The sequence below is a fragment of the Methanosarcina vacuolata Z-761 genome (genome assembly GCF_000969905.1).
Taxonomy (GTDB): domain Archaea; phylum Halobacteriota; class Methanosarcinia; order Methanosarcinales; family Methanosarcinaceae; genus Methanosarcina; species Methanosarcina vacuolata.
The window spans coordinates 369992-393295 of record NZ_CP009520.1; the positions used below are offsets into that span (position 1 = coordinate 369992).

16 protein-coding genes are annotated in these 23304 nt (G+C 38.8%); 14 read left to right on the forward strand and 2 right to left on the reverse strand.

What is annotated here, in order from left to right; genetic code table 11:
* Positions 1-14: 14 nt before the first annotated feature.
* Complete coding sequence (locus MSVAZ_RS01680; protein WP_048117253.1) at positions 15-1127, forward strand: site-2 protease family protein; 1113 nt, start codon at positions 15-17, stop codon at positions 1125-1127.
* Positions 1128-1163: 36 nt separating this feature from the next.
* Positions 1164-2297 (forward strand): TIGR04013 family B12-binding domain/radical SAM domain-containing protein, encoded by a 1134-nt coding sequence (locus tag MSVAZ_RS01685; RefSeq protein WP_048117256.1) that lies wholly within the window; start codon positions 1164-1166, stop codon positions 2295-2297.
* 853 nt (positions 2298-3150) lie between these two features.
* On the opposite strand, the gene glmM is transcribed toward MSVAZ_RS01685, so the two are convergent.
* Positions 3151-4509 carry a phosphoglucosamine mutase gene (gene glmM / locus MSVAZ_RS01695; protein WP_048117262.1) on the reverse strand — a complete coding sequence of 453 codons (1359 nt, stop codon included), beginning with the start codon at positions 4507-4509 and terminating at the stop codon, positions 3151-3153.
* Positions 4510-4789: 280 nt separating this feature from the next.
* Between glmM and larE the strand changes: the two genes are divergently transcribed.
* From larE to MSVAZ_RS01760, 12 genes are all read left to right on the forward strand, one after another.
* On the forward strand, positions 4790-5641 hold the full coding sequence (gene larE / locus MSVAZ_RS01705) for an ATP-dependent sacrificial sulfur transferase LarE (RefSeq protein WP_048117270.1): 852 nt from the start codon (positions 4790-4792) through the stop codon (positions 5639-5641).
* A 112-nt stretch (positions 5642-5753) separates the two neighbouring features.
* The gene (locus MSVAZ_RS01710) at positions 5754-6194 is read left to right on the forward strand and encodes a GNAT family N-acetyltransferase (protein WP_048117273.1); all 441 of its coding nucleotides are present in this window, start codon (positions 5754-5756) and stop codon (positions 6192-6194) included.
* An 872-nt stretch (positions 6195-7066) separates the two neighbouring features.
* The gene (locus MSVAZ_RS01715) at positions 7067-8680 is read left to right on the forward strand and encodes a PKD domain-containing protein (protein ID WP_048123533.1); all 1614 of its coding nucleotides are present in this window, start codon (positions 7067-7069) and stop codon (positions 8678-8680) included.
* Between the two features lie 432 nt (positions 8681-9112).
* Complete coding sequence (locus MSVAZ_RS01720) at positions 9113-9397, forward strand: hypothetical protein (protein WP_048117276.1); 285 nt, start codon at positions 9113-9115, stop codon at positions 9395-9397.
* Between the two features lie 139 nt (positions 9398-9536).
* Positions 9537-11072 carry a transposase gene (locus MSVAZ_RS19920; RefSeq protein WP_048117279.1) on the forward strand — a complete coding sequence of 512 codons (1536 nt, stop codon included), beginning with the start codon at positions 9537-9539 and terminating at the stop codon, positions 11070-11072.
* A gap of 74 nt (positions 11073-11146) precedes the next feature.
* The gene (locus MSVAZ_RS01730; RefSeq protein ID WP_084626043.1) at positions 11147-12466 is read left to right on the forward strand and encodes a PKD domain-containing protein; all 1320 of its coding nucleotides are present in this window, start codon (positions 11147-11149) and stop codon (positions 12464-12466) included.
* A gap of 1424 nt (positions 12467-13890) precedes the next feature.
* The gene (locus MSVAZ_RS01735) at positions 13891-14439 is read left to right on the forward strand and encodes a DUF531 domain-containing protein (RefSeq protein ID WP_084626044.1); all 549 of its coding nucleotides are present in this window, start codon (positions 13891-13893) and stop codon (positions 14437-14439) included.
* 452 nt (positions 14440-14891) lie between these two features.
* On the forward strand, positions 14892-15050 hold the full coding sequence (locus MSVAZ_RS19925; protein WP_156150929.1) for a hypothetical protein: 159 nt from the start codon (positions 14892-14894) through the stop codon (positions 15048-15050).
* 42 nt (positions 15051-15092) lie between these two features.
* Positions 15093-16274 carry a cysteine desulfurase gene (locus tag MSVAZ_RS01740; RefSeq protein ID WP_048117282.1) on the forward strand — a complete coding sequence of 394 codons (1182 nt, stop codon included), beginning with the start codon at positions 15093-15095 and terminating at the stop codon, positions 16272-16274.
* A 438-nt stretch (positions 16275-16712) separates the two neighbouring features.
* Positions 16713-17522 (forward strand): class I SAM-dependent methyltransferase, encoded by an 810-nt coding sequence (locus MSVAZ_RS01745; protein WP_048117284.1) that lies wholly within the window; start codon positions 16713-16715, stop codon positions 17520-17522.
* A 624-nt stretch (positions 17523-18146) separates the two neighbouring features.
* Positions 18147-19823 carry a type II/IV secretion system ATPase subunit gene (locus MSVAZ_RS01755; protein ID WP_048117290.1) on the forward strand — a complete coding sequence of 559 codons (1677 nt, stop codon included), beginning with the start codon at positions 18147-18149 and terminating at the stop codon, positions 19821-19823.
* A gap of 196 nt (positions 19824-20019) precedes the next feature.
* Positions 20020-22002, forward strand: a complete 1983-nt coding sequence (locus MSVAZ_RS01760; protein WP_048117293.1) for a type II secretion system F family protein — start codon at positions 20020-20022, stop codon at positions 22000-22002.
* A 489-nt stretch (positions 22003-22491) separates the two neighbouring features.
* Here MSVAZ_RS01760 and MSVAZ_RS01765 read toward each other — a convergent pair whose 3' ends face one another.
* Positions 22492-22854 (reverse strand): hypothetical protein, encoded by a 363-nt coding sequence (locus MSVAZ_RS01765; protein ID WP_048117296.1) that lies wholly within the window; start codon positions 22852-22854, stop codon positions 22492-22494.
* Positions 22855-23304 lie beyond the last annotated feature (450 nt).

Here is a 23304-nt window from a genome sequence, read left to right on the forward strand (position 1 = left end):
ATAGGAACTCCAAAATGAACCCGGAAAACCATAAGAAAGGCAAGGGAAAATTCAACGCCGAAGAAACGGTCTCGCGTTTATATCCTTACATAGCCAGGGTATTCGACGTTTATGAGGTCCAGAATTCCGGGGAAGCTCTTTACTTCTATGGAACCCCTAGAACCAATTCCGAAAATGTTCCAGGAGAACTCTGGGAACCTTTACAGCATTTTGGGTTTGGGTGTACGTTGAAGTACGAACTTGGAGAATATGTACTGCTGGTTTCTCCTGAAAAGAAGGCAAAGGAAAAGACCTGGATAAACCTTGTCCTTTTCATAGCAACCTTTTTTACAACTATGGTTTGCGGAGCCTGGATGTCAGGAGCAGACCTCGAAATCGATTCCTCCCAGCTTATCCGGGGCTTACCATTTACCCTTGCGATAATGACAGTTCTTGGTTCTCATGAGATGGCTCACTATTTAATGGCCAGATATCATGGAATGAAGGCATCTCTTCCGTATTTCATTCCTTTTCCGACTTTTATTGGCACTATGGGAGCGTTAATTCGCTACAGAGGGCCTGTACCCAGTCGAAAAGCGCTTTTTGATGTTGGAGTTGCAGGGCCACTGGTAGGTCTGTTCATGTCGGTCGCAGTGACTGTAATTGGACTTAACCTTAAGGCGCCTGCAGTAAACCCCCTGTCGGAGTCTATGATGCTTGGTCTTGGCCTGCCTCCACTTTTCGTGTTTATCCAGAACCTTGTTGGAGTTACAGGAGAAAACCTTCATCCCGTAGCCTTTGCAGGCTGGGTAGGAATGTTTGTTACCCTGCTCAATCTCCTTCCTTCGGGGCAGCTTGACGGTGGGCACATCCTGAGGGCTATGCTGGGTAAGAAAGCGGAAAAAATTTCATTTATGATGCCGCGTGTCCTGTTCCTGATAGGGCTTTATGTAATTTACTGGCTGAAGGAAGACGGATTTATATGGATTTCCTGGGCCCTTTTCCTCTGGATTTTTGCTGCGGTAGGGCATCCGTCTCCCCTGCACGATAAAGTCGAACTGGATAAAAAACGCATTTTTATAGGGATCATTACCTTTATCCTGGGCTTACTCTGCTTTACTCTGATACCTTTTAAGCCAATTCCCTGAAAGAGTCTGGATTTCTAAAAAACGGAGAAAAAAATAATGGACGTGCACTTCCGGTACAGCAAGAAAAATTCTTACAGCTTTGCAGTCCTTTCGCCTTTACTGCCTGAAGCCGGTTTTGTGGACAGACCCGTAGACGGGATCATGATCTACAGTTTTACAACGCGCCAGGCGGCAAAAGTATTTATAGAAGTGAAAACTGCAGGCACGGATTCGATTTTTATTGCTGGAGGACCTCATCCATCCGGCGCTCCGGAAGAGACACTCGAATACTTTGATTATGTTGTGATCGGGGAAGGAGAGGAAACCCTTCCGGAACTTGTGAAAACGATCCAGGAAAATGGAGACCCACGAAAAGTACCTGGCATTGCATACAGGGATGTAAAAACAAGCAAGGTTGCCACAACTCCGAAAAGGCCATATGTAAACCTTGATTCCTACCCCTGCTTTGACCCTCATAAACTCCGGTCTCCTATTGAAATTAGCAGGGGATGTCCCTGGGGCTGCAAGTACTGCCAGACTCCCAGGCTTTTCGGAAGAGAAGTCAGGCACAGAAGCATAGATTCCATTGTGAAAAATGCAGGGTACTATAATGACCTCCGCTTTATAGCTTCCAATGCCTTTGGTTATGGCAGTGACGGAATTCACCCCAGGTTTGATAAGGTGGAAAAATTGCTTTCGGCACTTCATAAACTGCCTGATAAGAAAATCTTTTTCGGGACTTTTCCTTCGGAAGTGCGTCCTGAATTCGTAACCAATGAATCGGTTGAACTTGTAAGAAAATACTGCACAAACGATAGCCTTAGCCTTGGGGCTCAGTCCGGCAGTGACCGAATTCTAAAGGAGATCCGCAGAGGGCATACGGTTGGAGACAGCATTTCAGCAGTTGAGTGCTGTCTGGAATATGAAATTGTTCCAGCTGTTGATTTCATTTTTGGCCTTCCCACCGAAAATGAGGAAGACCAGGAAAAAAGCCTTGACCTTGTCCGCTGGATCTGCAAGAAAGGAGGCACTGTAAGAGCCCACTACCTGACCCCTTTGCCGGGAACTCCATATGCATCGGCTGTTCCCTCAGAAGTTAGCGATAGGGTCAGGCGAGAACTTGGAAAATTTGCCCTTGGGGGCAAACTTACAGGATACTGGGAAATACACCGAAAATTTGATAAAAAGTAAAATTAGAGGGATAAGGTTGAAGGTCGATATACGGATTTCGTTACCGGCTTTGAAACCAAATCTTACTGTTCTGGATTCATAAATTCCCTGAGACGTTGAGCACAATTTATTTATTTATTTTTGAGATTTACGCACATGTTATCTACTCTGGTTCTGTTGCTATCTTTCTTCTATCTTTCTCCTATCAACTCCATAACTTGAATTCGAGTTTTAATCCATAGCTTCATTTCACATTTAATTTTTTGAATAGGCTTTATTTAGTTTCATTTTGACAGAGTCTGCAATTTTCAAATTTATTTGTAAATTTATTTGTTGGTCTTGCACTTTCGATTGATCTTGTACTACCGGCTGTTCCTTTAATCAAACAATACTTAGAGCTTTTACTACATTTTCAGTTTAGAATAGATACTCTTTGAGCTTAGGAGGCTCTTATACTGACACACTTCTATAAATTAGGACCGCTCATTTTTAGTCCCATATGTAATAAAGTGATTAATGTATTTATAATTTGTTGCTACTAATATCAAAATAAAGCATACCAGTTAAATAAAATACTCATCTGAGTTCTGCAGCCTTCCCGGAGAAAGCTTAACCAAAGCTCAAAGTGGTGCAAGTCTTTTAAAAAAGTTTGAGCAAAAACTGCTCTAAGTTTGAGTTTAAGGATTTTATCCCAGCCCCTCTCCGGCGTGATCGCAAGCCTTTTAAAAAACGGCTTGAGCAAAAACCACGGGCCAACATTTGGGTCTGAGAACCTTATCCCCAAACCCTATCGGCGTGATCAACCGGCGCAACGGTTGTGGGACAACCATTTTGAAAAAATGTTTGAGTGGAAGCCCCAGGAGAGATTCGGGACTTATTTGGGAGTTGAAGCTTTTTCTGCTCTTATGACCATTTGCAGGCCTTCCTGCATGAGTTCTTCGGCTCGTTCTTGCTTCTTTGCTTCGGCAAAGATTCGGAAAATCGGTTCCGTGCCCGAGGGGCGGATAAGGACCCAGCCGTCTTCGTACCGTATTTTGACTCCGTCGATGGTGTCCATTTTAAGCCCGAGGCCTGAAGCTTCATATTTTACTCCTTCCATTGTAGCTTGCGTGTTTACAGAAGGAACTTTAGTTTTTGCGTTGAAGTACTGAGGTACACTCTTAGCAAGCTCGGAAAGCTTTCTCCCACCAGCCAGGATTTCAAGGATTTTGGCACAGGCCATTGCTCCATCCCTGCAATACTGATGTTTGGGGAAAATAAGGCCTCCATTGCCCTCGCCTCCGAATACTGCATTTACTTCCATCATCTTCCTGGCGACGTTGATGGAGCCAACTGCTGTCCAGTAAAGCTCGACTCCTTCTTCTTTTGCTACATCGGCCATCCGCTGTGAGGAGCTAACAGGAGTTACTATAGGCCCTTTTTCGCGTTCAAGCATATATTTTGCCATCATGGCAAGCAGAACTTCTTCATTTAAGAACTCGCCATTTTCATCCATAAAGACTATTCTATCTGCATCCCCGTCGTGAGCTGCTCCGAGATCGGCCCCAGTCATTTTCACAAGTTCGGAGAGCTCGGTTAAAGCATCGGGAGTGGGTTCGGGATTTCGCCAGGGGAAGGTCCCATCGGGCTGAGCTCCAAGAGTCAGCACATTGCAGCCCAGTTCTCTGAGCAGAAAGGGGAGAGTAAGCGAACCTGCTCCGGAACCTGTATCAATGACTACTTTGAGTTTGCGGCTGCGAATCTTTTCGGCATCCACTGCGTTAATAATATTTCTGATATAATAGTCATTGACTCCTGGATCGACTCTGAAACTGCCGGTTTTCTCCCAGGATACAATGGAATATTTTCCAGATAAGTAAATTTTTTCGATATCTCTTTCTCCATCCCTGGGAAACTCCGTACCATCTCCAGCAATTAATTTGATTCCGTTATATTGTCTTGGGTTGTGAGACGCAGTAATAACGATTCCTGCATCGGCATAATCACGCACATAGTATTGAATAGAAGGAGTAGGGAGAGTTCCCACGTCAATTACATTCAGACCTGTTGAAAGAGCCCCGGCAATTGCGGCAGACTTCAGCATCTGACCTGAAATCCGGGTATCACAGCCTATAGCAACCGTGCCTTTTGAACCCATATATGTACCAAGGCTTCTGGCTAAATTGACTGCCAGTTCTGGATTTATATATTCATTGGCGATACCACGTACACCATTAGTTCCGAATAATGCCATGTAAGATCTCCGTCTTTATAATTTGAATGAAAATTCTGTAGTTCAGGCAAATTTGCTCTTTACTTTGAATTATTATAATAAATAGAGCTCTGATATAGAACAAAGCTCTGGTAATAAAAACATTACAATGATTTCGAAATGCCTCTATTTTGAGAAGATCCTCAAACTTAAAAATAGTATCCATTAGTAAATTCATAAATCCTCTCTGTAGGCTGTTTCAAATAGCCTGATCATAGGGCTGGCAAATACATATATCTTATTAGCTAAAAACCCGTTATTAATGGCCAGTGAAAAGATAGAACTGATAAAGGAAGCTATAAAAGCCAGAGAAAGTGCAGTCATTGCATTTTCAGGAGGGGTGGACAGTGCTACTCTTGCAGCCCTTGCTTTTGAGGTACTTGGAGAAAGAGCTCTTGCCGTAACCATAAATTCTCCACTTTTTCCAAGGACACAACTTGAAATAGCTGTCAAGACAGCCTGCGAGATAGGAATTGAGCACAAAATACTCTCTTTCTCTCAGTTGAGCCTTCCTTATTTTCCCACAAATACACTAAACAGGTGCTATTTCTGTAAAAAGGCGCTGCTTGAAGCCCTGCTGGATTTCGCGGAAAAATCGGGATATAATGCTGTACTTGAGGGCACTAATTCCTCTGAAATACACGGGGAAAACCGTCCGGGATACAGGGCGGTCCAGGAAGCCGGAGAAATGGTCTTTTCTCCTTTTGTGGACTTTAACGTGACAAAAGAAGAAATCAGGGAGTTCGCTTCTGAACTTTCTCTTTCAGCAGCCAGCAGGCCGTCTGCAGCCTGCCTTGCCACCCGAATTCCTTACGGACAACCAATCACGGAAGAGGCTCTCCAGAAAATCGAAAAAGCTGAAGAATTTCTTTTTTCCCTGGGTTTTACTCAGTTTAGAGTCAGGATGCACGAAAATTTAGCCCGGATAGAAGTTATTCAAAGTGAATTTGAACATGCTCTGCGGAAAAGAGAGAAAATTTCGCGTCATTTGAAATCCCTGGGCTTTGACTACATAACTCTTGATCTTGAGGGCTTTCGGAGCGGGAGCATGGATGAGCCTTATACCTTGAAGAAAGCCAGATTACCATATGAAGAAAATCTGACTATCAGATAAAGAAAATCTGACTCCCATATGAAGAAAATCTGACTCCCAGATGAAGAAAGCCTGACTGCCAGATGAAGAAAGTCTGACTACAAGAAAACAACTAAGGAAAACAAGGGAAATTATGAGAGAGATCTGCATTCGAAAAGCCAGAAATTCTGACCTGCTAGCGATTCAGAGGCTCCTGTCAACTTACTTTCTTGACATGGAAGGACTTGCACCGGAAGATTTTGTGCTGGCTGAAATCGATGGAAAAATTACAGGATGTGCTGCCCTTATAAAATCCGAATTCCACGGTAAAAATTTTCTGGAGATTCATTCTATTGCAGTCCATCCGAACTTCCGGGGAAAAGGTGTTGGAACCAGGCTTGTTAAGTATCTTCTAACAACTACTGGGGACTCATGCTGCGACTTGTATGTCAGGACAACTGCTCCCATCTTTTTTGAAAAACTAGATTTTAAAAAAGTAGAAAATTCTGAAAAGTTATCCCTCTGGAAAGATTGTAAAAATTGTGAGCATTTTGAAAAGTGTACACAGCATGCAATGAAGTATTCTTATAAGTGATAAACTTCCAACTCAATTGTTAAGCCTTCACTCCAGATTTTCCGGACACAATATCCATATTTTCTGTTAGACAACTCGAGAAAACAAGAGTTTTTTTTCATATTCGGAATTTTAAATTGATAAGTTAACTGTTGCCGGGTTAGTACATAATTTTGACGATTTCAGACGGAATGAAAAAGATTTCAACGGTATTTTATGTCGGGACAGTTATAGCTTTCTTTATTAATTATAAAAAGGGATTAAAACGCTTGGCTGAGAGTTAAAAAAGCACCATAAAAATATACAAAAATCACTAGTGTTTTGAAAATTTAGTTATTGTTCTTATGTTAAATCTGAATAGATATCTTTTGATGAAAAGCTATCAAAAATTATGTTCGATAATTAAGTTGCCATAACACTAGATTTTGGAACTGAGCATAAAGTGCTAATTGTTAGATACTTTGGTAATACAAATTATATAGATGTTTATAAGTTGTAATATTTGGAATTCAATCGGGTGTGAAAATTACGATTGGAACCCAAAAATCTCAAAGCTCGATTAGTTACTGAGCTCGTCCCAAAACTAATTTTATTTATCATATCAAAAATTTCAGAACCTTTTCACGATTGGAAATTCGATTGGTTATTTGGTTTTTGAAAATTCAGATACACAATTTTGAGTTTTGGGATTGGCTCACTTACAAAATGCGATCTAAAAAAGTAATTTTGAGTTGTAGGCTCAGCTCAATAAGTACTCAATGTTCTCCGGATTGTCTAGCAATAGTTACCAGTTGCAAGTAAAATCAATGACAGATTTATCAGTACTCGATTTCGACAACTCTGGGGGATAATAAGCACTAAAATAAATGAAAAAGATGGGAGAGAAAAGACAAATGAAAAAGAAAGAAAAAGTGTATTCAATAGCTTTAGCTTCAACGTTTCTAATTTTATTTTTGCTTTTTATTTCAACTGCAGCATCGGCGTCTCCTGAACAAAATCAGCGAACCGTTGCTCCACCGGAGATCAGCAGTGGAGCAGGGGATCCCTCAGATGACCAGATTCTGTCCGATGAGTTATCTACCGAAGAAAACGATACAGCCACGGAATCTATACTTGCTGCCGCACCCAAGATCACTGAAAAGCGTATCACCACCAATGCAGCAGAGCAGTATTCACCTGTTATCTATGGTAACAAAATTGCGTGGTATGATAATCGTAATGGAAACTGGGATATTTACATATATGATCTTTCTACTAAAAAGGAAACCTCTACTCTCAATAAATCAGATCAGTATTCTCCAGATATCTACAGTAATAATATTGTGTGGACAGATACGCGTAACGGAAAGACTGAGATCTATCTGGAAGATCTTTCTACTAAAAAACAAACTCGTATAATTAATAATAAAGTAGATAACTGGGATCCTGCAATTTACGGTAACAAGATTGTCTGGACAGGTTATCCGGGTGAAGACTACGAAGGTTACAATATTTTCATGTATGACATTTCCACTAAAAAGGAACAAATGATAGCTGCCCAAGCATATTCTCCTGATATATATGGTAACAGGGTTGTGTGGGTAAACGATAACGCTGGATATAGCGATATCTACATGTACGATCTCTCTACTAAAAAGCAAACTCAAATTACCAATAACGGACTCGCAAACTCTCCTGCAATCTATGGTAACAAGATTGTATGGCAGGATGCCCGCAATGGAAACGCCGATATATACATGTACGACATTTCCACTAAAAAGGAAAAAAGAATAACCACCAATCCATCAGCTTCATATTCTCCAAAAATCTACGGTGACAGGATAGTCTGGGAGGATGATCGCAATGGAAATTGGGATATCTATGTGTACGATTTAGCCACTCGCCAGGAAAGTCATACTACTGATAAATCAGACCAGTACTATCCCGATATCTACGGCGACAGGATAGTATGGACAGATATGCGCAATGGAAATGCTGATATTTACATGGGTACTCTTTCAACCTCTCCAGTTGCTGCATTTTCTGCATCTCCAACCTCAGGAAACGCTCCACTGAAAGTAAAATTTACTGACAAAAGTACAGGCTCTCCAACTTCGTGGAAATGGAGCTTTGGAGATGGAAAAACTTCAACATCCAAGAATCCTTCATACACATACAGTAAAGCCGGAAAATATACTGTCAGCTTAACAGTAAAGAATGCTGCAGGAAGCAACACGAAAACAATAAAGAACTATATTGTTGTAAATGCGTTGAAAGCGCCGGTTGCTGCTTTTTCAGCTTCTCCTCGATCAGGAAAAGCCCCACTGAAGGTGCAGTTTACTGATAAAAGTGCCAATAGTCCGACTTCCTGGAAATGGAGTTTCGGAGATGGAACGTATTCAACAGCAAAGAGTCCTGCACACAAATATAGTAAAGCCGGAAAATATACTGTCAGCTTAACAGTAAAGAATGCAAAAGGCAGTAATACCAAAACTATTTCTGGATACATTACGGTTTCCAAAAGATGAATATTTTAAACTGAAAAGTGAGCAAAAAGATTAGGTCTAAGGGTTAGGTAGGAATATCGATCAAATCTGACAAAAAAGGCAAAAGTAATCATTTTGTCAGATTTGAAAATTCTTTTTTACAATTTTCAATATTGATCTTAAAATCCAGCTTTTTAACTTCTTTAAGTTCTTTTGAGACAGTCTCAGCCATTCTCTTATTTTTTGTGTCAACATATATAATATTAAAAATTTACAAGGTATTTTATATAAAGACTTAACATTCATTTGATAACTATTGCAAATAGTGGGGATCTTAAGCAAGAAATTTTTTACATTTTCCAGTTTTTCCAGCGACGCTAGCCAATTGAAAGCAAAATCAATGCTAGAAATGCTTGGTTTCGACAATTGCGGAGAACAGTTTACACTAAAAGGAATGGAAAAGAGGAAGGAAAAGTGAAAAAGAGAGAAAAAGCGTATTCAATAGCCTTAGCTTCAACAGCTATGATTTTGTTTTTGATGCTTGCATTATCCATGGCGTCGGCATCTCCTAAACAAAATGCTTCGTTCACGATCACTGAAACTCTAGTAGTCGCAAATCAATCAGTTGGTGACTTCCCTGTTATCTATGGAGATATTATCGCGTGGACAGATGAGCGCAACGACTATGACTATGTCTATATTTATGACTTATCTGAGGTTTTACCATTTTTCTTTAAATCACTTATTTTCACCAAATAATACTCAAAAAAAGTTATTTTACAAAAATATTATTTATTTATCTTTTAAATAGATTTTTAAAATTTATCGTAAGGATTATGTCCGATTAAGGTTATTTTAAGTTGCTAATCTAAAAACAAACCATAAAAAGGCATAATCCATGATAAAACTTATTGATAAGGGATATAAATATTTATTGCTACAACTGAGTGATTTTTTAGGGATTGCAAAAACAATAGTTGTAAGTCTGAAGAGCATTGAAGGTAGAAAAAAATATGAAAATCTATTTGGAAAAAAAGTAAAAGACAAAAAGGAAACTATAAAAGTTTATGTTCTTCACACCAACCAATCACTACTTATAGATTTTATAAGTCATCTTTTTAAAAAACCAACATCTTCAGCCATCTTCCACGATTATATTCATTCCAAAAATTCTAATTTTAAAATAATATTTCAGGACACTAATAAAAAGAACAAGAAAAACGTAAAAAGCAATAGATGTTGCATAACTTTAGTACTTCAAACATTACTTTCCGACTTTTTTGAAGACACATTAGATGTCCTTAAAAGGAAAATTAATATCCCTTACAAGGTTAAACCTTTGATTGTTAAGGGTAAGGACTACATGGAAACTGTTCTCCCCTTGGATCAAATACTTGCTTTTCAACATATTAAAACATTTAAGGGATATTTAGGTAATCTTTTTGCACTAAATCCTTCACTTGACTCTTATTTCAATGACCTCCAAGTTTCAATGGGATATATGCCTCAACTTGAAGAATTGGCTTTTAATAACATTTTCAAGTTAGAAGTATCAAGATGCAAACTTGGGTACTCCAACCTTGAATCATTTATTAGAGATTACAACCAGAATCAAGCTATAGGACAGGAATTAAAAATCAGAAGCAAGGAAAAGATTACTCTTTCATCTTATCGACGAAATCTAAAAATGATTTATCCTTATCTGGACAAATATGCAGGACTACTAATACAAGAATGTAGAAACCTTAACCTTATTGGTGATAAAATCTGGATTTGGGATCGAAGATTTTTTGAGTGTAATTGTAGTGGTTTGAAAAATAAAGAAACTGGACTGCTTTCAGACCCAGATGCTGGACATTATGTCAAGAAAACAGGCAAATATAGTGTATTATCAGGAACAGGATACACTGATACATGTATTGTTGATAGCTGGTGGGGTTTACCCATTTATTGGGATGCAGTAAATGCTAGCAAAAATGACAACACTATATTTCAGGATACAATAAACCAGTGTATGGAATCAACAACAGTAAAACCATTTTTTGTGATAGCAGACGCAGGACCTGATAGTCATCCTTCTAACGAAACCGTAGTTGAAAAAGGGGTTATTCCAATCATAGCAGCAAGAAAAAATAGTGCTGGAAATATCTTAAAAACGGAAAAGGGAACTCACTTTAGAGCTAAATACATACCAAGAATTTACCATAAATTGCTTGGAAAATTGTACAATATTAGAACAACTGTTGAAAGAAAAAATTCAAACGATGTTGTTGGATACAATAGATCAAAAACGCCTACAAGAGGAAAAGTATGGGCCAAAACTTATGTGTCAATAAGCAATATTGCTGCATTACTTACGGCACTTACGGCTTTTAAAGTTGGAAGACATGAACTGATAAGAGCACCAGGAGCTTTTAGAAGGTTGAATATCTAAGTAATTAAAAGTAAGTTTTTCTTAAAAAGAGGAATTTAATGGTTTTAATTTAAGATTAAAGCATTAATTAAGAAATTGGCAAAGGCTCATCTACATCCAAGAAAAGTCGGGTCACTAATAATAAATCAGATCAGTACGAACCCGCGATTTACAGTGACAAAGTAGTGTGGGCGGATGGGCGCAATGGGGATTACGATATTTACATGTACAACCTCTCCACTTCCACAGAAACTCCGATAGTCATTACCGGATCAACGCAGTTCAGTCCTGCTATCTACGAAAACAGGATAGTGTGGGAAGATGATCGTAACGGAAACCAAGATATCTACATGTATGATCTTTCCACTAGTAAAGAAACTCAGATCACCACCGACGAATCCGATCAGTTACGTCCAGCTATTTATGGCCACAAGATAGTGTGGCAGGATCGTCGTAATGGAAACTGGGATATCTACATGTACGATATTCCCACCTGCACTGAAACCCAAATAACCAGCGATGAAGGACATCACGCGTACCCTGCTATATATGAAGATAGGGTCGTTTGGGAAGATACTCGCAATGGAAACTACGATATTTACATGTACAACATTTCCACTTCTAAGGAAACTCAGATCACTACAAATGAATCATGGCAAGTTAGTCCTGCAATCTACGGGGACAGGATAGTATGGCAGGATGGGCGCAATAATGAAGGCATTAATGACGATATCTACATGTATGACCTTTCTACTTCCACGGAAACTCAGATCACTACTAATAAATCAGGGCAGTGTCGCCCTGCAATCTACGGTGACAGGATAGTGTGGATTGATTATCGCAATGGTGATATCCCTGATATCTACATGGCTACTCTAGGTTCAAGCCTTCCGGTTGCTGCATTCTCTGCATCCCCAACCTCAGGAAAAGCGCCATTGAATGTTTGTTTTACCGACAAAAGTACAGGCTCACCGACTAAATGGAAATGGGATTTTGGAGACGGAACTACTTCAACCAAGCAGAACCCAACTCATAAGTATTCCAAAGTAGGTAGTTATACTGTTAAACTTACAGCAACAAATGATAAAGGCAGTAACACGGTAACAAAAAAAGATTATATAAAAATTGTAACAAAGCCGGTTGCTGCATTTTCGGCAAACCCAACCTCCGGAAAAGCATCATTAACCGTTGCTTTTACTGATAAAAGTACGGGAATACCAACTAAATGGAAATGGAGTTTTGGAGACGGAAAGACTTCAACTCAGCAAAATCCAAAACATCAGTATTTACAGGAAGGAAAATACAAGATTACACTTACAGTAAGCAACGCGGCAGGCAGCAGTACTGTAACAAAAACAAATTACATAAAAGTGACAACAAATACAAGACCCGGTATCTACTCTGAAAGCAAATAAACCCTTAAATTGAAAAACGAAAAAAGATCAAGGTTAAAAGGATATGTATGATTGTCGATAAAATCTGGCAAAAAAGGCGAAAGTAATCCTTTTGTCAGATTTAAAAGTTTTTTAACAGCTTTTCACTAATTGATCTTAAATCCAATTCTTTAATTTATTTTAAGCTAATTGAGATGTTCTCTATTTTCTCCTTATTTTGATGTCAAGATATCTAGTATTTAAAGATTTCAAGGTATTTTATACAAGGACTTTACATTCACTTACTAACCTAACTTCCGCTTTTTTAGGCGCATATGTGCTTTTCTGTATCTCTGCGGGGTCATATGATTGCGATTTAGATATTTTTACCTTGTATATAATGTGCTTAAGTTTAAGCACATGTATCGATATCAAGCGAGATTTATGTGCTTAAAAATGCGGAACTAAGGTTACTAACCACTACAAATAGTTAGAATTTTAATCAAAAAATTTTTGATATTTTTCAGTTTTCTAGTGATAGTATACCAGTAGCAGGCGAAATATCAAATTCTCCAAAAAACATATATGATATTCTTCGAATAACATGCCCCAAAAATGAAAGTACTTGAGAGCACTTTCATACCAAATGAGCATATTATATTAAAAAATATATCACAATGCAACATATAAAAATAAGTGGGACATTTATACATGAATCTATATCGAAACTCACAATTTGATTTTTGAACCTCAAATTTGGAACAGTTAGTCGAATATATGATCATGGAAAATGAGCCTGAAAATTCTTGATGATTCAGTATAAAACAGATTTTAGGATAGAGTCGTAAAACCGATACATAATAAAGTGAAAATTATCATATAGACTGTCTTAAATATAAACTCGATTCTACAATTGAGATATTATATTTGACTATAAGGTTAATCTGTAGTAAAAATGGCTTGAGTTTTGAGACCGCTTGAGAAGAGATGTTCCATATCCTGATACGGTTTGATAAATTTAAATATGTACAAAGTATATATTAATTATGAAATTTTTTAACATAGCTGTTGGGACAACAAATCTGCTTCATAATAAATGTGAATACAGATCGAGGTGTGCTGGGTATAAAGATGATTCTTACACATGTACAAAAACATTGGATAAAAACTACTGTGGAATCTATAATCATTTTTTACAGGAAACCTCTGAAATCTTAAATACAGAACTATAATAAAATTATTCAGAGTTATTAGGTTACGCTGACAAACTTCTGTTTTTTGTTTTGCTGTGAATTAAACAGTAAAATATCAAACTGAAGAACAGGAGCTTTATTCCCTTTTATCTATTTGAAGGTCATTATTTTAAATGCGGTCTAAGTAACTGACTGTTCAAGGAGTTATTAAACCCGAAAAACTTAAGAAAAATCAATAAAAGTTGACGAAACATTATTTTACGAAAAAGAATAATGAAGCACCTTATGCTCACCCTTGGGATAGTAAATACCTACGATAAAATCAAAGTTCTAGATGCGCATTATCGGGCAATAGCAAGAGCTGCTCCGATCTGCCATGCTTTTGGATTCCACCTCGCTCTTTACGATTTTCCTTTCAAGATGACCGCAGAAGAACTGGTAGCTTATGTGATGGAAAAAACCACAATAGGAGAATCGGGAAGTTATCTCAAAATCCTTTATGAAAAAAACCACCTGTCAGTATCCGATCTTCCAAAAAAAGGGTTTGCTTCCCAGTTTGGGGAAATCGTAATCACTACCTCAAAACCTGATCTCAAAAGACAGGTTCTGCCCATAAAGATTGCCGAAGAAGCTCTTCGAAACCGTTCATTTCTGTTTCTTGTAGGGCTCGGGCACAAAGGGCTTCCAAAAGAGCTTTTCGAGAGAGGAAAATACCATCTTGACATTACCTGCAAAGGGCTTTCTCTTGAGACCTGTACTGCCATAGGGGCGATTCCGGCTCACCTCTCTGGGCTTATGGCAAATTTGGAAGCTAAAAAATAAACACATACTAATTTTTTTAAAGGTTGAAAATTGGGGTTTATTCCAATCGTTTAATCAAAAAATTTAACTCAATTAAAAAAATTTCAAGCGTATCTAAAAGAAATTCCGGAATCAATATATATTACGATTGACAATTAATACTTGTTGTGGAGAACAACGCATGCTGCGCTGTCATGGGGTTTTTAGCCCATAGGAAATAGAATTCTGGCCCGCTTTCAGGTTTTATCCAGAACAATTGAGGTTCTGGACCTTATTGCAGGAGTTTGTCCACAGGGACTTAGAGAATGACGTTGATTGAATTTCCCTGAAGGGACTGGGAATTCTAACCTGCATTCAATTGCCGCTCCCGAAAAGGCTGAAAACTTTTACCTGAATTGCATGGCCCTCAAATCCGCAAGGACTACTATGACCCACATTTAAGCGCAGGTTTTGAAGAGACAGGAGGAAATTTTATGAGTGAATTAATGCACGAACACAGAAAAAGAAAAGAATATGGACGTAAGCACCAGGAAAATGGTTATCATGCCGTTGTAAAAGGCTGTACCGACAACCTGGACTCAGATGAACTAGACCTTTACCGCTTTATGATAGGCGGGGTGCAGGGTAAATAACCTGCAAAACCTTTTTTTATTTCTCGTTCCTACAAAAGAAGCATGTACGACGTATATGCGGTCCGTGAAGATTTCCCTGTTCTTAAAGAAGTCGTGTACCTTGACAGTACGGCAACTACTCAAACTCCGATACCTGCAGTTGAAGCTATGGTAGAGTACTTTTACAGGTATGCTGGAAATCACGGGAGAGGTGCTCATCGTCTGGCCAGGGAGGCTACAAACCGCTATGAAGATGCAAGGGAAACAGTTGCGCATTTTCTTAATTCTGAGCCTTCAAAGACCGTTCTTACGAAAAATACCACTGAAGGAATCAATCTTATTGCAAACAGTTACCCATGGGAGGCTGGAGACCATATCGTTACAACCGTTCTCGAACACCATTCTAATCTCCTGCCCTGGCTGCGCCTGCAGAAAAAAGGAGTAAATGTTACGGTTGTAAGTCCGAACAGTAATGGAAAAATCGATGTCTCTTCGATAGAAAAAGCCTTTACTGAAAAAACCAGATTGGTGGCCATAAATCATATTTCAAATGTCTTCGGTTCTGTCCAGGATGTAAAAACCATTACTAAACTTGCCCACCGATACGGTATAAAAGTCCTGGTTGACGGGGCTCAGTCTGCAGGACATATGCCGGTCAGCCTTAAAGACCTGAACTGTGATTTTTTTGCGACTGCCGGACATAAAGGCTTGCTTGGGCCGCAGGGCACTGGTGTCCTCTATATCAAAGAACCGGATGTGCTCGATAGCGCTTCAGTGGGGGGCGGTACGGTTTCGGATGTTGAGGGATGTACTTACGTGCTGGAGCCTTCTCCAGCCTGCTTTGAAGCCGGCACTCCTAATATCCCTGGAGTTATAGGCTTGGGAAGAGCAGTCGAATATGTAGAAAAAATAGGGGTGCCGGAAATCGAGGCACATGAAATAAAGTTGTCCAGGGAAGCTGCAAAAAGGCTCTCTGAATTTGAGCATGTAGAGGTATATGGGCCTGAAGACAGGGCAGGGATAGTACCTTTTAATGTAAAAGGGCTTCATGCCCATGATGTTGCACTGATCCTTGACCAGACAAGGAAAATCTGTGTCAGGAGTGGGCATCACTGTGCAATCCCAACCATTCGCTTCCTGAATGTAGACAGCACTGTAAGAGCTTCTTTTGCACTCTATAATACCGAAGAAGAAGTGGATATACTGGTAAATGCAGTTGCAGGGCTTAAGGCATTGGTTTCTTAACTTCCCGCGTTCCGCCACCCGAGTCCCGTCTCGGGAGGACGGTGCCCTTTTCGCTCGCTCCGCTTTGCTCAAGAGGGCTGAATTGTAGTAATATGGCTTAATCAATACAGAATTTTCAAGATTGCTATTCTTCAAGAAAATTTATCGGATAGTCTCAAAAGCCATTAGATAAGGAAATCTTTCAGGTTCATCTTTCTTGTTATCGATAATTGAAATTGATGAATATAATCTACCGTTGCTTGAATTTGTATACCAGTAAATTTGATTTTGGAATAATAATCGGACTGCAGGACACCTGGAGTGCAAAATTAAGCACAAAAGACATTGATGTAAAATATGCGTTTTAGATAGTTGAAGGGTAAAGGCATATCGATTTTCCGGTTCAACCACGCAAGTCCTAAATAATATAAACACTGATTGAGGAAAGTGATTAAAACTATGTCAGAAGTTAATTTTAATTCCAAGGCTTTTACATATGCAGATAATGCACTGGTTCAAAAGTCAGCCTCTGAAGTTCTCTTGAATTTATTATCAATTCAACCTGAAGAAGATATACTTGATATAGGCTGTGGACCAGGTCATATCACGAAAAAAATTGCACAAATTACAAAAGGAACTGTACTGGGCATCGATGTCTCTCAAGGTATGATAGAACAGGCAGTAAGTTCCAACAAAGAGCTTCCCAACTTAAAATATTCTGTCATGGATGCTGAAAGTTTTGAGCTAAATACAAAATTTGATGTTATTGTGTGTAACTCGTGTTTTCAGTGGTTTCAAAAACCAGAACAAGTATTAATGCGTTGTTTTAATGTGCTTAAGGAAGGAGGTAGAATAGGGATACAGGCTCCGGCTACTCAATCTTATTGCCCTAACTTTATTTCAGCAATAGAAAAAATCCGTATGCATCCATATACACGAGAGGTATTTAATCACTTTAAAAGTCCATGGTTTTTCTTTGACAGCAAGGACGAATACGAGCAACTTTTTAGAAATCCTGGATTTGATATAATTTATAGCGAACTTCGTGAAGAGTCAACTCTCTTTTCTGTTGAACAGGCGTATAAAATATATCAATCAGGAGCCGAAAATGGTTACTTGAACCAATCGTTTTACACAGTAACTTTGACAGATGATTATATTAGTGCTTTTCGTGAATTAGTTAAAGAAGCTCTTCAAGAACAGGCAGATAATTCAGGAATGATTAACTTAAAGTTTAAAAGAATCTATTTAGTTGCTAAAAAACAATGAATTTCAAGCCTTATAATTCTTGCATGCTTACGTGACCGGGTTGCGTCTCTAAGTTACTGAACCGGAATTCTGAATGTTAATAGTTTCCTTTAAACTCTACATGTGATCAGCTATTTTTTCGGCCACTGATGGAGTTTTTTGGAACCATTTTCTATTTCCAGAGTCAATTTTCAGGAATCATTCCAGGTTCTTAAAACTTTTTTTCTGAGGAATGTCGAGTCCAAAAAATGCTGTACCTCTGGTTTCACTAAAGTAATGCTTGCAGGTTTTACATTTAAGAAGTTCATAGTTATTTTTACCGTATCTTTCTTTAAGGACTATATTCCTTTGATTTTCATTCCATAATTAGGACAATCTTTATTCAATCCCTATATTTATGAGAAATCTATTTTGGAAACTCAAGGACACGACCAATTCCTAAATTGTAAGTACTTATTAAACTTCTTAAGGAAAATAGGCAAGCCGAATTCTCGTGAAAATGGTTTAGAATCAAGAAAAACAGCATGCTGCGTTAGGAAATTTTGATTTGGATACCTTACTGTTTACCAGGTTTCATCTTAACATGTAAAGTTTTTATAAGATGTTTATCTTATATGACCTAAGAAGAAACCTGAAGGCGAGAGTTTGAATGATGTAAAAGGAAAGCTAGCGAAGAATAAGGTTGTTTCGGGGTTATTTGGGAAAAAAAGTAACTCCAACTCCATAGCTGAGGTCGTAAAAAAGGCTAGAAGCTACTTTGATAAGCCTTTGAGGACTCTACCAGCTTATGACCCGGAAAAAGAAGGACCTCTTGTAGATTTTATAGTGCCTGACGGGTTAAAAGAACTCGAAAGATACTGGCTTCAGGAACCTTACTCTTTTGTATCGATCCTGGAAGACCGTAGATCAACATATTACAGGCTTATTGAACCTTCTCTGACAAAATTTGATAAGGAGCTTCTTGAAAGAATATATGAAGATTTTCAAGATATCCTGATTCTTGGGTCTACGCATTCTAAATCCGAAAAGGATGCATTTCTGGTAGATAGAGCCCTCTTTCTTCTTGAACGTTATAAAGCTGACATTTCGAAAGCCACACTTCTAAAAATTATATACTATCTTAAAAGAAACCTGCTAGGCTACGAGAAAATCGATCCTCTCCTTTATGATCCTTATATAGAAGATATTTCATGTGATGGAGTGGGAGTCCCTCTCTATGTTTATCATAACAGATATCTCAATGTTGAATGTAATATTACTTTTGAAGAAGAGGAACTTGATGCTCTTGTAATCAAGATGTGCCAGTTGAACAATAAACACGTTTCTGTAAGCCAGCCAATCGTGGATGCAACAATTCAGGACGGTTCCAGACTTCAGGCTGTTCTAGGAAGAGAGATTACGCCCAGAGGCAGTTCTTTTACTATCCGTAAGTTCAGAAAAGATCCAATGACTCCTATAGACCTGCTTGGCTATAAGACGTGCGACCTTGACATGCTTGTATATTTCTGGATGGTCATCGAAAACGGCCACAACATGCTTTTTGCAGGGGGGACGGCGTCAGGAAAAACGTCTATACTGAACGCTACATCCCTGTTCATGCCTTCTACAACGAAGATAGTATCGATAGAAGATACAAGGGAACTCTTACTCTACCACAATAACTGGGTTTCCGGGGTTGCAAGAGAGGGTTTTGCTGCAGACTCTTCGGGAGAAATTACCATGTACGACCTTTTGAGAGCTGCTCTCAGACAGCGCCCAGATTATATTATTGTGGGTGAAGTGAGAGGCAGTGAAGCTCTGACTCTTTTCCAGGCAATGTCAACAGGACATGCAACAAGCTCAACAATGCACGCAGGAGATGTACAGACCGTTGTAAACAGGCTCACCCACGAGCCAATAAACGTGCCTCACGTCATGCTGCAGTCTCTGAATGTGCTCTGTATTCAGGAGCAAGTGTACATAGAAGAAAAAAGAGTTAGACGAACTCGAAGTCTTGTAGAAGTCCTGAATGTCGATCCTGAAACAGGAGATCTGGGTATAAATGAGCTTTTTAACTGGGAACCTTTAGAGGACTGCTTCACTAAGGTAGGAGATTCTCATATCCTGCAGGAAATTATGAATGTAAGAGGATGGGATACCAGTCAGTTGAGAAACGAGATGGAAAATCGGAGAAAAATTCTGGCTTATATGTACGAAAAAAGCATAAGGAACTATGTTCAGGTGTCCATTGTAGTTCAGGCATACCAGACTCATCCAAAGATGGTTATGGAAGCTATAGAAAACGATACTCTGGAGAGTATGATACAAAGTATAGCTGCTTAAGAATAAGCCTTTTAAAATAACTGCTTGCCCGCAAGCCTTTTAAAAAAAGGCTTGACCGAAAAACCAAGCAACAAAGTGGTCGGCGTGATCAACCGGCGCAACGGTTGCGGGTCAACGGTTGTGGGTCAACGGTTGCGGGTCAACGGTTGCACTTAACGGTTTCTGTACAGGAATATGGTTGCTTAAGAGGGGGAATATGACTTATACTATTCTGGATGAATTAGCATACCTATTTTATGGGGACTTTTTCTATAAAAATAAAGAATATTTTCAGGATTTAAAGGTAAAAATACGTCATTCTCATATCTCGATGTCAGTAGACCAATATCTGGCTTCTACCTTCATGTACTCCGTAATTGTAGGAATTACTTCAGGAATCTTTGGCTTATGGCTGGGACTAAAAATCTTTGGGAGTCCGGTTTCCCGACTTAGCCTTTTTGTAGACCCTGCACGTGCCGACATTGCAGGTGAATATGTGTATCCTCTTGCGCTTCTAGTTGGCCTTATACTGTTTCTTGTAAGTTTTTTTGCCGTATTTCTCGTGGCATATATCTATCCTTATTTCCAGGCAAATAACCGGCAAGCATCTATCGATAAATCCATGCTTCCGGCAATAACTTACATGTATGCTCTGACAAAAGGAGGCATGTCAATTTATGATGTTTTCCGGTCTTTGAGCAGGTACAGCTATATATTTGGGGCAACTGCGGAAGAAATCTCCTACGTTGTAAGAGATATGGACTACCTGGGAAAAGATTTCATAAGTTCCCTTAAAATTGCCAAGGAACGTACTCCTTCTGAAATTTTCAAAGACTTTGTTGATGGATTGATTATTGTTTCAAGCAGTGGAACCATAACCGAATATATCAAAAATAAGTCTGAACAATATCAGGGTCTGGCCGAGATGGCAAATAGAAACTTATTACAGAGACTAGATGTACTTGCCGAAATCTACGTGACGGCTCTTGTTGCAGGCCCTCTTTTCGTAATGGTAACCCTTGTTGTGCTACAGTTTTTCCGGCCAGCTTCAGCTCAGATCCTTTACATGCTTATTTATATAATATTACCTCTCGCAACCCTGCTCTATTTAGTACTTCTCGATACTGTGGGAGAACTCTCCATTGATCCGAAAAAAGGTGATATTCGAAGTTTTACAATAAACCTTTCCGATATCCCGGAAATCAATTCCGGATTTACTGAAGAGGTGGAGCAAAAAAGGAAAAAGATGTACATGCTGTACAGGGAGCTTCACAGGCTAAAAGACATGGTGCTTAACCCTTACAGGACTATCCGGAATGAGCCAAGATACACGTTTTTCTTCGGAGTTCCACTCGGATTGTACTATCTTACCCAACTTCCAAGAAACCTTAGAAACAGCCTATTTTCTAGTTTTCATCATCTGAACATAAGTTTTGACCATGTCACTGACAGTGCTATAAAGCTAGTTACTGCTGTTGATGATTATTTTGTCATCTTTATTGTCGTTGCCCTTATTCCTTTTATAATTTTTTACGAAATAAAGGCCTGGAGGATGCGCAAAATCGACGAGAAAATGCCCGATTTTTTGAAAAGCCTTTCCAGCATGAATGAATCGGGGATTATGCTTGCCAACTCCTTAAAAATAATTGCTGAATCCAAAATGGGGATCCTAAGTAAAGAACTTAAAAAGTTAAAAGAAGACCTTTCCTGGGGCACTTCCACCTCTAAAGCCCTTATGAACCTTGAAAACAGCATCAGAACACCTTCTTCAAGTCGAATCCTTCACATTCTGGTAAAAGCAAATGAATCAACAAGTGACCTTAAAAACGTACTCTCGATTACTGCTAGACAGGTTAGAAATGACGAGGATATGAAAAAAGAGCGCTCATCAGCAATGGTAGTCTACGTTATTACAATCTATGTAGCCTTTTTCGTATTCCTTTTCATAGTTTATATCCTTGCTACTAACTTCTTCCCACAAACGGCTTCTTTTTCCACCTCTTCACAGGGAATGGGGGGAATCGGCGGATATTTTAACGTCGAAGAGTACAGTATGCTTATGTTCCACTCCGCCTTGGTGCAGGCTTTCACCTCCGGGATTGTTGCCGGGAAGATGGGGCAGGGCTCGGCGTATCTGGGCCTGAAATACAGCGTAAGCATGGTAATAATAACTTACGTGGCTTTCACCATGTTTGTTTGATTTATATGACGAAGCGTAAAACCCCTGAGTCTTTAGCTGAGGGGTAGTTCATGTGGAGAACTTGGGGGATCTATCCAAAACACCCCCAATTTCATTCATTAGTTTTAAATTGTCAGACGGGGCCGGAAAAATTTAAACCTTGATATCGAGAAAAAAGCTCTTAAATGAAAAATAATTAATCTTGATCGCCATTTTCAGTCTGCTTATTTTTTCCTGCGCATTTACCTTTATTGCTTATATGTGTAGTGGATTATTTGTAATCAGCAGTCCCGAGGGTTCGAGCCCCTCCGGCAGCTGTTTGTTTTTGGTTCAGAACCTGTCTTTATAGACCATTAAGTAACGGAAATATCAATTTATAAACCAAGTTGTTAATTTTCAGGGCAACTCTGTTCCTTCAGAAAGCTGTCTACGTTTTCCCCCACTTTACAATAATATAATATGTTGTAATGCTCCTGTCTTGGCCTTACTGACTTTCATTGGACTGTTTCATCAGAATGTTTCCGTTATAGTATCTACTTCTTTCGACATCTCGTTGATGTACTTTCGATAGCCTACAAGTTCTGCAATCAGGTAATTTCTTGCTTCAGATAACTCACGGATAAATTCATTCCGAAGAGAAAGCATTGCCGTAGCATCGGTTACTGACATTTGATCTTTCTCTTCTTTGAAGTAATCTCGTGAAAGAGCTTCTATGACATCGCTGAGTTTACTCAATGCATCTTCCATTAAAAGATCGCATTCTTCTATTGAATTTGTAATATATTCTTCAGTATATTCATTTGTGTTCTTATTCTTTTCAAATGTGGCATATGAAGAATGCATCACTGTACTTGCCGTTTCACCAATTGTCATTAATTACCATCCTATGGAGACTTAGCCATAATATAGAAACATCTTACAATATATACAAAGGTTTTCCATGGATTTGATTCAAGTGTAAGTTATTTCTCAAGACAAAATATTGCAAAAAGATGAAATTGGTGTATTAGTTGGGTACCAGAGAGATTTATCTAATGAGGACCTGGGCTTTCTTTTTTTGCGAAAAACCTGAAAACGAAATGAAAGGCTTTTGAAAGAGTTTTTAATGTTCCTTAGTACTATTAAGGATCTTAAATTCGGTTATTATTATATTATATTTATATTATTCATTAAATTAACTAAATACTCCGGAGATCTAATTTATTTTTAATTGTTAAACTAAACTACCGTATTGAATTTAACTACCGTATTAAATTCAACTGCCTTCTTAAATTCAAAATGTTTAAAATTCTTTTCCGGATGTCAAAATACGTAATATTATCC

Excerpts from the sequence above, each read along its gene's own strand:
- MSVAZ_RS01680 (WP_048117253.1), top strand. The coding sequence starts at position 15 with ATGAACCCGGAAAACCATAAGAAAGGCAAGGGAAAATTCAACGCCGAA.
- MSVAZ_RS01685 (WP_048117256.1), top strand. The coding sequence starts at position 1,164 with ATGGACGTGCACTTCCGGTACAGCAAGAAAAATTCTTACAGCTTTGCA.
- glmM (WP_048117262.1), bottom strand. The coding sequence starts at position 4,509 with ATGGCATTATTCGGAACTAATGGTGTACGTGGTATCGCCAATGAATAT.
- larE (WP_048117270.1), top strand. The coding sequence starts at position 4,790 with ATGGCCAGTGAAAAGATAGAACTGATAAAGGAAGCTATAAAAGCCAGA.
- MSVAZ_RS01710 (WP_048117273.1), top strand. The coding sequence starts at position 5,754 with ATGAGAGAGATCTGCATTCGAAAAGCCAGAAATTCTGACCTGCTAGCG.
- MSVAZ_RS01715 (WP_048123533.1), top strand. The coding sequence starts at position 7,067 with ATGAAAAAGAAAGAAAAAGTGTATTCAATAGCTTTAGCTTCAACGTTT.
- MSVAZ_RS19920 (WP_048117279.1), top strand. The coding sequence starts at position 9,537 with ATGATAAAACTTATTGATAAGGGATATAAATATTTATTGCTACAACTG.
- MSVAZ_RS01735 (WP_084626044.1), top strand. The coding sequence starts at position 13,891 with ATGAAGCACCTTATGCTCACCCTTGGGATAGTAAATACCTACGATAAA.
- MSVAZ_RS19925 (WP_156150929.1), top strand. The coding sequence starts at position 14,892 with ATGAGTGAATTAATGCACGAACACAGAAAAAGAAAAGAATATGGACGT.
- MSVAZ_RS01740 (WP_048117282.1), top strand. The coding sequence starts at position 15,093 with ATGTACGACGTATATGCGGTCCGTGAAGATTTCCCTGTTCTTAAAGAA.
- MSVAZ_RS01745 (WP_048117284.1), top strand. The coding sequence starts at position 16,713 with ATGTCAGAAGTTAATTTTAATTCCAAGGCTTTTACATATGCAGATAAT.
- MSVAZ_RS01760 (WP_048117293.1), top strand. The coding sequence starts at position 20,020 with ATGACTTATACTATTCTGGATGAATTAGCATACCTATTTTATGGGGAC.
- MSVAZ_RS01765 (WP_048117296.1), bottom strand. The coding sequence starts at position 22,854 with ATGACAATTGGTGAAACGGCAAGTACAGTGATGCATTCTTCATATGCC.